This is a genomic window from Streptomyces spirodelae, from assembly GCF_017676385.1.
GTDB lineage: Bacteria > Actinomycetota > Actinomycetes > Streptomycetales > Streptomycetaceae > Streptomyces > Streptomyces spirodelae.
In genome coordinates, this window is the sequence record NZ_JAFFZN010000024.1 from 51,024 (window position 1) to 63,645 (window position 12,622).

Consider the following 12,622-nt stretch of genomic DNA (forward strand, 5'->3'; position numbering starts at 1 on the left):
AAGGAAACGTGGCAGAGGTCGTTGACACAGCGCACGGCACACAGCCGACTGTGCACGGCACGGTGGCGGACGGGTACGAGCCCGTCCGGGACGCCTTCATACGCAACTTCGAGCGGCGCGGCGAGCGGGGCGCCGCGCTGGCCGTGCACCGGGAAGGCCGCAAGGTCGTCGACCTGTGGGCCGGCACCACCGACCCGGCCGACCCGCACGCGGCGCCGTGGAGCGAGGACACCGCCGTGGTCGTCCGCTCGGCCACCAAGGGTCTGGCGGCAGCCGTCCCGCATCTGCTGCACCAGCGCGGCCAACTCGATCTGGACGCGCCCGTCGGCGCGTACTGGCCGCAGTTCAAGGCGGCCGGCAAGGAGCGCGTCCTGGTCCGCCATCTGCTGGCGCACCGCGCCGGGCTGCCGGCGCTCGACGCTCCGCTCACGCCCCAGGAGGCGCTGGAGCCGGGCCGGGCCGTGCGTGCCCTGGCGGCACAGGCCCCCGCGTGGGAGCCCGGCACGGCGCACGGCTACCACCCGCACACCTTCGGCTGGCTGCTGGGCGAACTGGTGGCGCGTGCCAGCGGCGGTCGCACCCTGGGGCGCTGGTTCGCCGACGAGGTGGCGGCTCCCCTTGGACTCGATCTGTGGATCGGGCTGCCTGAAGCGGTGGCGGCCGAGGGCCGGGCGGCCAGGGTCGCCGAACAGGAGGCGCCCGCACCGGAACCGGGCGCGCTGCGTACCCGCCCCAAGCGCTCGGTGACCGAGGCGTACGCCGATCCGGCCTCGCTCACCCGCCGCGCCTTCGACGTCATCGCGCCGAAGCCCGACGAGAACGCCCCGGAGTGGCGCGCAGCCGAACTGCCCGCCTCCGGCGGCATCGCCACGGCCCGCGCGCTGTCCGCGTTCTACGCGGCGCTGCTGGGCCCACTCGGCGGGGCGCGGCGGCTGTTCACGCCCGCGACACTGACCCAGGCCCGCTCCCTGGAGTCGGACGGGCCCGACCGGGTGCTGGTCGTGGGCACCCGCTTCGGTCTGGGCTACATGCTGCACGGCCCGGCCTGCCCGATGCTGGGCCCCGGGTCCTTCGGGCACCCGGGGCGTGGTGGTTCCCTCGGCTTCGCCGATCCGGAGACGGGGGTCTCCTTCGGCTATGTCACCGGGACCCTGCACCGTTCGGTGACCAGCGATCCGCGTCCGCAGGCTGTGATCCGCGCCTTGCGCTCCGTTGTGGGCTGACCAGGAGGCTGCCCCTGTCCGCCGTACACGGTCCGCTGGTTCGTGTCGGCTGGTCGCGCAGTTCCCCGCTCCCCTGACGGGACGCCCCTGAGGGTGCGCGCCGTCACACCACCGTCGCGCCCGGCGCGGGGCCGGACGTCGCGCGAGCGGCGCGGCAGGTGCCGGAGGCGGTGAGGGCGTGGGCGACGCGGATCGCCGAGTCCGCGTCGGCGGCCAGGAACGCGCAGGTGGGGCCGGAGCCGGAGACCAGCGCCGCCAACGCGCCCGCGGCGAGGCCGGTGTCGAGGGTCTCGGCGAGGGCGGGCCGCAGCGAGAGGGCGGCGGGCTGGAGGTCGTTCCGCAGCGTGGGGGCCAGCGCCTGGGTGTCGCCCGCGCGCAGGGCGGCCAACAGCGGCTCGTGGGCCACCGGTTCGGGTACGCCGCCCTCGGCGGCTTCCCGCAGCCGGTCGCACTCGCGGTAGACGTCCGGCGTCGAGAGGCCGCCCTCGGCGACGGCGAACACCCAGTGGAAGTCGCCGCCCACCTCCAGCGGCGTCAGCACCTCGCCCCGGCCCTCACCGAGCGCGGCGCCGCCCGCGAGGCTGAACGGCACATCGGAGCCCAGCTCGGCGCAGAGCGCGAGCAGCTCCTCGCGGGGCGTGTGCAGGCCCCACAGCCGGTCGCAGGCCAGCAGCGCCCCCGCGGCGTCCGCGCTGCCGCCCGCCATGCCGCCGGCGACGGGGATGTCCTTGGCGATGTGCAGGTGGACGTCGGGGGCCAGCCCGTTCCTGCGGGCCAGCAGTTCGGCGGCGCGCGCCGCCAGGTTGGTGCGGTCCTGCGGCACCTGTGCGGCGTCCGGCCCGGAGACGGTCAGCAGCGGCGCTTCGGCACGGGTCGCGCTCACCGAGTCGTACAGGCCGACGGCGAGGAAGACGTTGGCCAGGTCGTGGAACCCGTCGGGGCGCAGCGGGCCGACCGACAGCTGCACATTGACCTTGGCCGGTACCCGGACGGTGACCGTCCCCGCGGGGCCGGTGGGGGTGGCGGCTGGCTGGCTCACTCGGTGCGCTCCTCGACGTCTGAGTTCGGGCTGCCCTGCGCGGTCTCCCGGCGCGGGCCGTGCTCCGCGATCGCGGCGAACTCGGCGATGGTCAGCGACTCCCCGCGTGCCTGCGGCGAGACCCCGGCGGCGCGCAGCGCCTCCTCGGCCGCTGCCCCTGAGCCGGCCCATCCGGAGAGCGCGGCCCGCAGTGTCTTGCGGCGCTGGGCGAACGCCGCGTCCACGACGGCGAACACCTCCTCGCGGCTCGCGCCGGTCGCCGGGGGGTGTGGGCGGCGCACCAGCGAGACCAGCCCTGAGTCGACATTGGGCGCGGGCCAGAAGACGTTGCGCCCGATGGCTCCGGCGCGCTTGACCTCGCAGTACCAGGCGGCCTTCGCCGACGGCACGCCGTACACCTTGGAACCCGGTGGCGCGGCCAGCCGGTCGGCGACCTCGGACTGCACCATCACCAGCGTCCGCTCGATGCTCGGGAACCGTGCCAGCAGGTGCAGCAGCACCGGGACGGCCACGTTGTAGGGGAGGTTGGCGACCAGCGTGGTCGGTGCGGGCCCGGGCAGTTCGGTGACGCGCAGGGCGTCCTCGTGCACCAGGCGGAAGCGTGCGGCGCGCTCGGGCAGCCGCGCCCGTACGGTCGCGGGCAGGGCGGCCGCCAGCACGTCGTCCACCTCGACGGCGGTGACGTGCGCTGCCGTCTCCAGCAGCGCCAGGGTCAGCGAGCCGAGTCCGGGGCCGACCTCCAGGACGACATCGTCGTCGCGGACCTCGGCCGTGCGCACGATCCGGCGCACCGTGTTCGGGTCGATGACGAAGTTCTGGCCGCGCTGCTTGGTGGGCCGCACCCCCAGCGCTTCCGCCAGCTCCCGCACCTCAGCGGGGCCGAGCAGCACGCCGCTGCCGAAGGTGTCGGAGGCGGTGGACGGGTCGGAAGGGGCAGCGCTCACCGCCCCAGTTTACGGCCGCGCCCGGACCCCGCGGACCGCCGCCCGGGCGGCGGTCAGTAGCCGAAGGCCCGTGCGGTGTTCGCGGCCACGTGGCGGGCCAGGCGCTCCTCCTCCATGCCCTTGACCTCGGCCATGGCACGCAGCGTGAGCGGGATCAGATAGGGCGCGTTGGGGCGCCCGCGGTAGGGCGCCGGGGTGAGGAACGGCGCGTCCGTCTCCACCAGCAGCAGCTCAGGCGGCGCCACGGCGAGCGCTTCGCGCAGCGGCTGCGCGTTCTTGAAGGTGATGTTCCCGGCAAAGGACATGAAGTAGCCCTTCTCGGCGCACAGCTTCGCCATCTCGGCGTCGCCCGAGTAGCAGTGGAAGACGGTGCGCTCGGGGGCGCCCTCCTCCTGGAGGATGCGCAGCACGTCGTCGTGTGCGTCGCGGTCGTGGATGACCAGGGCCTTGTCCAGCCGCTTGGCCAGCTCGATGTGGGCGCGGAAGGACCGCTGCTGCGCGGCGACGCCCTCAGGGCCGGTACGGAAGTAGTCCAGGCCGGTCTCACCGACGGCGAGCACCTGGGGGAGCATGGCGAGCTTCTCGATGCCCGCGAGCGCCTCGTCCAGCGCCTTCTCGCCGCCGTCGCCGCCCTCGGCGCCGAGCCGGGGCGCCTCGTTGGGGTGCAGGGCGACGGCGGCCCATACGTTCTTCCAGGTGGCGGCCGTCTCGGCGGCCCACCGGGAGCGCTCCAGATCGCAGCCGACCTGGATGACCGTGGTCACTCCCACGGCGGCGGCAGCGGTGAGCGCGTCGGCGACCGCTGACTCCTGCATGTCGAGGTGGGTGTGGGAGTCCGCGACCGGGAAGGCGAGTGGCTCGGGCGGCGGCGGAGGCGCCTGGGCCGCCCGAGCCTTGGCGGCGTTCTTCGCCGCTGTGTTCGCTGCGTTGTGCGGGGTCGCGGAGGTGGACATACCGGCGATGATAAAGCGCGGCGTCGCGCCTCTTCGGGGGAGGCGACCGGCACAGCAGCGGGGAGTGCCCGGGGATCTCGGCGGGGAGCCTTCAGCGGATATCAGTGGTGCGGAAGCGCGGCTTCTGCTGTGGAGACGCGTCCCGAACGCATGATGCGGACGACATGCCCGTCGCAAAAGCGGCACGTGGGTTTCGTGAGCGGTGAGGGAACGCGCTCACCGTCCGTGTAATACACGACCAATGGCCTGCCGTCGGTGTATTCCAAGTGCCGGATCTCGTACTCCTGCTCCCATCCGTGGCCGCACTTCATGCAGGCGAACGAGTACGCCTCACGCACCGTGTCCTGCGTGGATATGGCGGAGTTCGCCGCGGACTTGCCGTTGCCGCTCTCGTGCTTCATGGCAGCTCCTTCCTGGGGGCGGTTCACGCCCACTGCCAGTGCACTCCTCATATCAACGCACCGGAAGGAATCTCGGCAGGGCTTTCCCTCCGTTTGGTGAAATTTGGCCCAAGCGTCAAGGTAAAGGGCGTCCATGGGGCTTCCCTTTGCGTTATCCGGCAAGTCCTTTACCTGTGTGCCGGGCCTCACCCGCTGCCGGTGCCCTGCCCCTCACCGGCCGCCCCCGTTGTTCTTGGCTGCGACCACCGCGTCGAAGACCTCACGCTTCGGCACTCCCGCCTCGCGGGCCACTTCCGCGATGGCCTCCTTGCGCTGCTGGCCCGCCTTCTCGCGCTCCGCCACCCGGCGCGCCAGCTCCGCCGCGTCGGCACGGCCCGAGGCGGGCGCTTCGGCGCCCCGTACGACGACGGTGATCTCGCCGCGCACCCCCTCGGCGGCCCACCGGGCCAGCTCGCCCAGCGGCCCGCGCCGCACCTGCTCGTAGGTCTTGGTCAGCTCCCGGCACACGGCGGCCTCGCGCTCGGCGCCGAAGACCTCGGCCATGGCGGCGAGGGTCGCCTCCAGCCGGTGCGGCGACTCGAAATACACCAGGGTGCGCCGCTCCTCGGCGGCCTCCCGCAGCCTGCTGAGTCGCTCGCCCTGTTTGCGGGGCAGGAACCCCTCGAAGCAGAACCGGTCCACCGGCAGCCCGGAGACCGCCAGCGCGGTCAGCACAGCCGAGGGCCCGGGTACGGCGGTGACCCGCACCCCGCGCTCCACGGCCGCGGCGACCAGCCGGTAGCCCGGGTCGGAGACCGAGGGCATGCCCGCGTCCGTCACCAGTACCACCCGCGCGCCCCGGGCCAGCGCCTCGGCGAGCTCGGGCGTACGCGCCGCCTCGTTGCCCTCGAAGTAGGAGACGATCCGCCCGGCCGGGACCACCCCCAGTGCCTGGGACAGCTTGCGCAGCCGCCGGGTGTCCTCGGCGGCGACGACATCGGCGGCTTCCAGTTCGGCCGCGAGCCGCGGCGGTGCGTCCGAGGGGTCACCGATGGGCGTTCCGGCGAGTACGAGCGTTCCAGTCACCCGCCCATCCTCGCAGTGCCCCGGCGCGCGCCGCGCGGCCTCACCCCGCCAACCGTGCGGCGGCGGCGACGGCGGCCGCGCGCGCCGCCCTCCCGATCCCTACGATGGCCCGCGTGACGACCAGTGACACCGTGGGGGACGCCGACCGCAGGCAGGGCGTGCCCGGCAGCCCTGGCACCGAGGGCAGCGCCGAGGGTGCCGGCGATCCTGCGCTGCCGCCCAGGTGGCAGGCGCGGCTGCGGCGCTTCGGCTATACGGCACGGCCCCGCGCCGGTGTCCGCGAACGGCTCACCCCGCCGTTCCCCGAACCCGACCCGCGGCTGGGCGCCGTCTTCGGACTGGCGCCCGAGGTCTCCGTGCGGCTGGCGCGCTGGGCGGCCTGGGGCGGGCCGCTGCTGGTGGCGCTGGTCGCCGGGGCGCTGCGGTTCTGGCACCTGGGCTCCCCGCACGCCGTCATATTCGACGAGACGTACTACGCCAAGGACGCCTGGTCGCTCATCCACCTCGGGTACGAGGGAACCTGGCCGGACAACGCCAACGACAAGATCCTGGGCGATCCGCAGCACATCCCCCTCTCGCCGGAGGGCTCGTACGTCGTCCACCCGCCGGTCGGCAAGTGGATCATCGGGCTGGGCGAGGCCGTCTTCGGGCTGGACCCGTTCGGCTGGCGGTTCATGGTGGCGCTGCTGGGCACCCTCTCGGTGCTGATGCTGTGCCGCATCGGGCGCAGGCTGTTCCGCTCGACGGCGCTGGGGTGCCTGGCGGGCGCCCTGATGGCGGTGGACGGGCTGCACTTCGTGATGAGCCGCGCCGCGCTGCTGGACCTGGTGGTGATGTTCTGGGTGCTGGCGGCCTTCGGCTGTCTGCTCGTCGACCGGGACAAGAGCCGGGCCGGGCTCGCGGCGCGGCTGCCGCGCGGTGGCACCGATGAGGGGCCCGGCACCGGTGTGCCGCTGCCGGACGCCTTCGTGGGGGACCGGGCCGGCCTGGGACTGCGGCCGTGGCGGCTGGCGGCCGGGGTGTGCCTGGGACTGGCCTGCGCCACCAAGTGGAACGGGCTGTACGTGCTGGCCGCCTTCGGGCTGCTGACGGTCCTGTGGGACATGGGCGCGCGCCGCACCGCCGGCGCCTCGCGGCCCCTGCCGGCGATGCTCCGCAAGGACGCGCTGCCCGCCTTCGTCTCGCTGCCGGTGGTCGCGGTGGTCACCTACGTCGCCTCCTGGACGGGCTGGTTCGCCACCTCGGGGGGCTACTTCCGCGACTGGGCGGACAAGCAGGGCGCCGCCGGGCCCTGGGGCTGGCTGCCGGGGCCGCTGCGCAGCCTGTGGCACTACGAGAGCGAGGTCTACGACTTCCACGTCAACCTCACCTCGCACCACACCTACCAGTCCAACCCGTGGAGCTGGCTGGTCCTGGGCCGTCCCGTCTCCTACTTCTACGAGTCGCCCAAGGCGGGCACCGACGGCTGCACCGACAAGGCCGAGGGCTGCGCCCGTGAAGTCCTCGCGCTGGGCACCCCGTTGCTGTGGTGGGCCGCGTGCGTGGCGCTGGCCTACGTCCTCTACCGCTGGTTCTTCCGCCGCGACTGGCGTGCGGGTGCCATCCTGTGCGGCGTCGCGGCGGGCTATCTGCCCTGGCTCCTCTACCAGGAGCGCACCATCTTCCTCTTCTACGCCGTGGTGTTCCTGCCCTTCCTGTGCCTGGGCCTGGCGATGGCGGCCGGAGCGCTGGCCGGGCCACCGGGCGCGGACGACAGACGCCGCACCTTGGGAGTGGTCGCGGTGGGCGTCGTCGGGCTGCTGATCGTCTGGAACTTCATCTACTTCTGGCCGATCTACACCGGGCAGACCATCCCGCTGAGCGAGTGGCGGCACCGGATGTGGCTGGATTCGTGGATCTGACGGCACAACGTTCGGATGACCCGAAGATCGCGATTCGGACACAAAGCCGTGATCTGGAACCGATCGCCCCGCGCTGCTCGTCTGCCCCAGAGGCCACCGGGCCGCGGCCGCCGCGGTGCGGTGGTTCCGCTCTCCGGACCGGATTCCCGGAACCGGTGAAACCTGGAAACCAGATCCCCGAAAGACAGGTCCAAACGGGCATACCGGGACACGTTCTGTCATGGACGTGCTCTAGGGTGCCTCGCGTCAGGACTTCGGCCGCACAGGGCCAAGGCGGGGTGGAGGGGCAGAACTCGGATGCGCGACACACAGAAGATGGCCGTGATCGGCGGGGTCGCCGCCGCTGTCGTCGGGCTCACCGGCGTCGGCGTCTACGCCCTGGTCGGCAGCGACGGTGAGGAGGGCAAGGGCACCGTCACGGCCAAGGACGAGGGCAAGGCGCCGGACAAGGTCAAGCAGGGCCCGCTCAGCGCCCGCGAGGTGCGCACCGCCGCGAAGGAGTTCCTGGGCGCCTGGTCCCAGGGCGACGCCAAGAAGGCCGCCGCGCTGACCGACGACTCCGCCGCGGCCGCCAAGGCCCTGGCCACCTTCCGCAGCAAGGCCCACATCGCCAAGGTCACCGTCAGCCCCAAGGCGGCGGACGGCGAGAAGGTGCCCTTCGACGTCACCGCGCAGATCGCCTACGGCAAGAAGCGCTCCGCCTGGAACTACGACTCCGCGCTGGAGATCGTCCGCGCCTCCGGCACCGGCGAGCCGGTCGTCGACTGGAAGCCGTCCGTGCTGCACCCCGAGCTCAAGGACGGCCGGACCATCAGGACCGACGAGTCGGGCACCCCGCCCGTCACCGCTGTCGACCGCGACGGCTCGCCGCTCACCGCCAAGGACCACCCGGCGCTCGCCAATGTGATCAGCGACCTCGGCAAGCGCTACGGCGACAAGACCGACGGCTCCCCGGGCGTGCAGACCCGCATCGTCGACGCCAAGGGCAAGACCAAGGACGTGCTGCGGCAGCTGTCCAAGCCCACCCCGGGCAAGCTGCAGACGACCATCGACGCCAAGGCGCAGCGCGCGGCCGAGGCCGCAGTCAGCGGCAAGCCGAAAGCCTCCGTCGTCGCCGTCAAACCCAGCACGGGCGAGATCCTGGCCATCGCCAACTCGCCCGCCAAGGGCTTCAACAGCGCCCTCCAGGGCTCGCTGGCCCCCGGCTCCACGATGAAGGTCGTCAGCAGCGCCATGCTGCTCGACAAGGGCCTCGCCTCCCCGGGCAAGGCACATCCCTGCCCCAAGTACTTCAAGTACGGCGGCTGGAAGTTCCAGAACGACGACAAGTTCGAGATCAAGCACGGCACCTTCGCGCAGAGCTTCGCCCGCTCCTGCAACACCGCCTTCATCAGCCAGGCGCCCAAGCTGGAGAACGACGACCTCACCAAGGAGGCCCGCGACGTCTTCGGCATCGGCCTCAACTGGAAGACCGGCACCGCCACGTTCGACGGCCGGGTCCCGGTGCAGTCCGGCGCCCAGATGGCGGCCTCCCTCATGGGCCAGGGCGGCGTGCGGATGAACCCGCTCAACATGGCGTCGGTCTCGGCCACCGTGCAGCACGGCAGCTTCAAGCAGCCGTACCTGGTCTCCCCTTCGCTGGACAAGCGGACCCTCGCCAAGGCCCCGCGTTCCCTCAAGCCCGGTGTCCACAAGGACCTCAAGTCCCTGATGAAGGTCACCGCGACCGGCGGCACGGCGGCCAAGCCGATGTCCGGGCTGAGCGGGGACTTCGGGGCCAAGACCGGCTCGGCCGAGGTCGACGGGCAGAAGAAGCCGAACGCCTGGTTCACCGCCTACTCCGGTGACGTCGCAGCCGCGGCCGTGGTGCCGGCCTCCGGACACGGCAACGAGAACGCCGGCCCTGTCGTCCGCAAGGTCCTGGACGCCGCGGGCTGACCCGGTGCCCGGCTGTTGATCCCCCGCGGCGGCGGCCGCTGTAACGGGCGATAGCGTCTTCACGCATGACGCGACAACCCCGCCTCCGTGCAGCGTCCGGCGGTGCCCGCGCAGCGTCCGGCGGTGCATGTGCAGCGTCCGGCGGTGCCCGGTGACGCCGTTGGTCGTCGCCGCGGTGCTCGCCGCGGCGCTCACCCATGCCACCTGGAACGCGCTGGCGCACGGCATCCGCGACCAGCTGCTCGCCTTCACCCTGGTCGGCGGCGGCGGAACGCTGTGCGGCGGCGTGCTCGCCTGCTTCGCGCCGCTGCCCGCCGCCGGGGCCTGGCCGCCGCTCCTCTTCTCGGCCCTGCTGCACGTCGTCTACCAGGCGCTGCTGATGCGCTCCTTCCGGATGGGCGAGTTCGGGCAGATGTACCCCATCGCGCGGGGCACGGCGCCGCTGGTGGTGACCGTGCTTGCCGCCGTCTTCGTCCATGAGATGCCCGGCCCCTGGCAGCTCGCCGGGGTGCTGATGGCCTCGGTGGGGCTGGTCGGGGTCGCTCTGTGGGGGCTGCGGTCCGCACGGAGCACGGCCGCGGGGGCGCAGTGGCCGGCCCTGGCCGCAGCGGTGTGCACGGGGCTCGCCATCGCCTCGTACACCGTCGTGGACGGCGTGGGCGTACGGGCCTCCGGCACCGCGCTCGGCTACATCGCCTGGCTGATGATCCTGGAGGGGCTGGCCATCCCCGCCTGGGCGCTCGCCACCCGACGCCGTCGGCTGGCCGGGCAGCTGCGCCCGATCGCGCTGCGCGGGCTGCTGGGCGGCGCGCTGTCCGTGCTGGCCTACGGGCTGGTGCTGTGGGCGCAGACCAGGGCGCCGCTGGCCCCGGTGGCCGCGCTGCGGGAGTCCTCGATCATCGCGGGGGCCGCGATAGGCGCGCTCTTCTTCAAGGAGCGCTTCGGCTGGCCCCGTACCGCGGCGAGCGTCCTGATGGTGGGCGGCATAGCGCTGATGCTGCACGGCACCTGAACGGCGGATTCGCGGCGGGGGCTACCCTTGGGGGCTGGTCCCCAACAGGAGTGAGATGGCTGGCAACCGCGGTACCCCGGTGAACCTCGTCAACCTCGAAGCCGTCGACAAGGTGCACGGCACCCGCACCATCCTCGACGCCCTCTCGCTGGGTGTCAGCGAGGGCGACAAGATCGGCGTCGTGGGCCGCAACGGAGACGGCAAGACCACCCTCATCAAGGTGCTGGCCCGCGAGGAGGAGCCCGACGCGGGCCGGGTCACGCACGCGGGCGGCCTGCGGCTGGGCGTACTGACCCAGCACGACTCCCTCGACCCGGAGGCGACCGTCCGGCACGAGGTGGTCGGCGACATGGCCGACCACGAGTGGGCGGGCGTGGCACGCGTCCGCGATGTGCTCACCGGACTCTTCGGCGGCCTGGACCTGCCCGGCTTCCCCCAGGGGCTGGACACCGTGATCGGGCCGCTCTCCGGCGGTGAGCGCCGCCGTATCGCGCTCGCCAAGCTGCTGATCGCCGAGCAGGACCTGATCGTGCTGGACGAGCCCACCAACCACCTCGACGTGGAGGGCATCTCCTGGCTGGCAGGCCATCTGCGCTCCCGGCGCTCCGCGCTGGTGTGCGTCACGCACGACCGCTGGTTCCTCGACCAGGTCGCCACCCGGATGTGGGATGTGCAGCGCGGCGCTCTGCACGAGTACGAAGGCGGCTACTCCGACTACGTCTTCGCCCGCGCGGAGCGGGAGCGCATCGCCGCGCAGGAGGAGAGCAAGCGGCAGAATCTGATGCGCAAGGAGCTGGCCTGGCTGCGGCGCGGTGCCCCGGCCCGTACCAGCAAGCCCCGCTTCAGGATCGAGGCGGCGAACGCGCTGATCGAGGGCGAGCCGCCGCCGCGCGACAGCCAGGAGCTGATGCGGTTCGCCAACTCGCGGCTGGGCAAGACCGTCTTCGACCTGGAGGACGTGACCGTGCAGGCCGGCCCCAAGATGCTGCTCAAGCATCTGACCTGGCAGCTCGGCCCCGGTGACCGGATCGGCCTGGTCGGGGTCAACGGCGCGGGCAAGACCTCCCTGCTGCGAGCCCTGGCCGACACCGCGCGCACCGGCGGCGAGCAGACCTCCCCGCTGGTGACCGAGGGCCGGATCAAGGTCGGCAAGACGGTGAAGCTGGCGTACCTCTCCCAGGAGGTCGCCGAGCTGGACCCGGCGCTGCGGGTCCTGGAGGCGGTCGAGGCCGTACGCTCCCGGATCGATCTGGGCAAGGGCCGCGAGATGACGGCCTCGCAGCTGTGCGAGCGGTTCGGGTTCGTCAAGGAGAAGCAGTGGACGCCGGTCGGCGACCTCTCCGGCGGCGAGCGGCGGCGTCTGCAGATCCTGCGGCTGCTGATGGACGAGCCCAATGTCCTCTTCCTGGACGAGCCCACCAACGACCTGGACATCGAGACCCTGACCCAGCTGGAGGACCTGTTGGACGGCTGGGCGGGGTCCCTGGTGGTCATCTCGCACGACCGGTACTTCATCGAGCGCACCACGGACCGCGTCTTCGCGCTGCTGGGCGACGCGACGCTGCGGATGCTGCCGCGCGGTATCGACGAGTACCTGGAGCGCCGGGCCCGGATCGAGGCCAGGGCCGCGGCGGCGGCCCCCGCCGCCGCGCCGGGCGGCAGCGCGGCCACCCCACCGGCCGAGTCCGCCAAGGCCAACGCCAAGCCGGCGGGGCTCTCGCGCGCGGCGCAGAAGGAGATGCAGCGGATCGAGCGCCAGGTGGAGAAGGCCGAGCAGCGCGAGGCGGCACTGCACGCCGAGATGGCCGAGCACGCCACGGACTTCGAGCGGGTCGCGGGGCTGGACGCCGAGCTGCGCGAGACCCGGGAGAAGCGCGAGGAGTTGGAGCTGCGCTGGCTTGAACTGGCGGACAGTGAGGGTGCATGACAATCGCACACGGGGCCGGTGGTAGAAAGAAACGCCCTGCTCCGTTCTGAGGACCCGCGATGACACAGCCACCGCCTCCGCCGCCTGGTCAGCCTCCGCACGGTGGCTGGAATCCGCCTCACCCGCCGGCGCAGCCCCCCTCCTCGCCCCCCGGGCCGCCGCCGGCCCAGCCGCCGCCCGGTGGCGGCGTCGGCCCGCCGCAGTACGGCGCCCACCCTT

Annotated in this window: 10 protein-coding genes; 5 read left to right on the forward strand and 5 right to left on the reverse strand. The window is 72.9% G+C overall.

Features of this window, described 5'->3' with window-relative positions; translation table 11 throughout:
- The first annotated feature begins 8 nt into the window (after positions 1-8).
- Positions 9-1,223: a serine hydrolase domain-containing protein gene (locus JW592_RS23740; protein ID WP_307805518.1), complete on the forward strand. Its 1,215-nt coding sequence runs from the start codon at positions 9-11 to the stop codon at positions 1,221-1,223.
- Positions 1,224-1,326: 103 nt separating this feature from the next.
- On the opposite strand, the gene JW592_RS23745 is transcribed toward JW592_RS23740, so the two are convergent.
- From JW592_RS23745 to rsmI, 5 genes are all read right to left on the reverse strand, one after another.
- A complete protein-coding gene (locus JW592_RS23745; protein ID WP_209267240.1) occupies positions 1,327-2,262 on the reverse strand; it encodes a 4-(cytidine 5'-diphospho)-2-C-methyl-D-erythritol kinase in 936 nt (311 codons plus the stop codon).
- Positions 2,259-3,206 (reverse strand): 16S rRNA (adenine(1518)-N(6)/adenine(1519)-N(6))-dimethyltransferase RsmA, encoded by a 948-nt coding sequence (gene rsmA, locus JW592_RS23750; protein ID WP_209267241.1) that lies wholly within the window; start codon positions 3,204-3,206, stop codon positions 2,259-2,261. Before rsmA ends, JW592_RS23745 begins: the two co-directional genes overlap by 4 nt.
- Positions 3,207-3,259: 53 nt before the next feature.
- The gene (locus JW592_RS23755) at positions 3,260-4,159 is read right to left on the reverse strand and encodes a TatD family hydrolase (RefSeq protein ID WP_209267242.1); all 900 of its coding nucleotides are present in this window, start codon (positions 4,157-4,159) and stop codon (positions 3,260-3,262) included.
- A gap of 101 nt (positions 4,160-4,260) precedes the next feature.
- Positions 4,261-4,560 carry a hypothetical protein gene (locus tag JW592_RS23760; RefSeq protein ID WP_209267243.1) on the reverse strand — a complete coding sequence of 100 codons (300 nt, stop codon included), beginning with the start codon at positions 4,558-4,560 and terminating at the stop codon, positions 4,261-4,263.
- Positions 4,561-4,770: 210 nt separating this feature from the next.
- Positions 4,771-5,625, reverse strand: coding sequence for a 16S rRNA (cytidine(1402)-2'-O)-methyltransferase (rsmI, locus tag JW592_RS23765; RefSeq protein WP_209267244.1), 855 nt, complete (start codon positions 5,623-5,625; stop codon positions 4,771-4,773).
- Between the two features lie 104 nt (positions 5,626-5,729).
- Between rsmI and JW592_RS23770 the strand changes: the two genes are divergently transcribed.
- The 4 genes from JW592_RS23770 (at position 5,730) to JW592_RS23785 (ending at position 12,403) form a co-directional block, all read left to right on the forward strand.
- Positions 5,730-7,526: a dolichyl-phosphate-mannose--protein mannosyltransferase gene (locus JW592_RS23770; protein ID WP_209267245.1), complete on the forward strand. Its 1,797-nt coding sequence runs from the start codon at positions 5,730-5,732 to the stop codon at positions 7,524-7,526.
- 297 nt (positions 7,527-7,823) lie between these two features.
- On the forward strand, positions 7,824-9,464 hold the full coding sequence (locus tag JW592_RS23775) for a penicillin-binding transpeptidase domain-containing protein (protein ID WP_209267246.1): 1,641 nt from the start codon (positions 7,824-7,826) through the stop codon (positions 9,462-9,464).
- 151 nt (positions 9,465-9,615) lie between these two features.
- Complete coding sequence (locus tag JW592_RS23780; protein WP_209267247.1) at positions 9,616-10,476, forward strand: EamA family transporter; 861 nt, start codon at positions 9,616-9,618, stop codon at positions 10,474-10,476.
- A 55-nt stretch (positions 10,477-10,531) separates the two neighbouring features.
- On the forward strand, positions 10,532-12,403 hold the full coding sequence (locus JW592_RS23785) for an ABC-F family ATP-binding cassette domain-containing protein (RefSeq protein WP_209267248.1): 1,872 nt from the start codon (positions 10,532-10,534) through the stop codon (positions 12,401-12,403).
- The last annotated feature ends 219 nt before the right edge of the window (positions 12,404-12,622 follow it).